Annotated in this window: 1 pseudogene; it reads left to right on the top strand. The window is 68.2% G+C overall.

The annotated features are described in order from the left end of the window. Positions 1-4: 4 nt before the first annotated feature. Positions 5-415: pseudogene (locus IF09_RS0139595) on the top strand (IS5 family transposase); the annotation flags it as partial.

Genomic DNA, 415 nt, shown 5'->3' with positions numbered 1-415 from the left:
TGGGGTGGCTCGGCGGAAGCCGTGGGAAGTGGACGATGAACTCTGGGCGGTGATCGAACCTCTCCTGCCGAGGGTGGAGCGACGGACTCGTCATCCTGGTCGGAAGCGGCATCCGGACCGGCTGGTGTTCCAGGGCATCCTGTTCGTTCTGCACACCGGGATCGCGTGGGAACACCTCCCGCAGGAACTGGGGTTCGGATCGGGCATGACCTGCTGGCGGCGCCTGGCCGAGTGGACCGAGGCCGACGTCTGGCCGCGGCTGCACGAGACCCTTCTGGCCCGGCTCCGCGGGGCCGGCGCTCTGGACTTCTCGCGGGCCGTGGTCGACGGCTCCCACATACGCGCGTTAAAGGGGGCTCCAAAACAGGGCGAAGCCCCGTTGACCGGGGCAGGAATGGCAGCAAGCACCACCTGA

It is taken from the genome of Streptomyces katrae, from assembly GCF_000717655.1.
Taxonomy (GTDB): Bacteria; Actinomycetota; Actinomycetes; order Streptomycetales; family Streptomycetaceae; genus Streptomyces; species Streptomyces katrae_B.
Note: the sequence above shows the minus strand (reverse complement) of the source record. Positions and strands in the feature narration are given on the sequence as shown.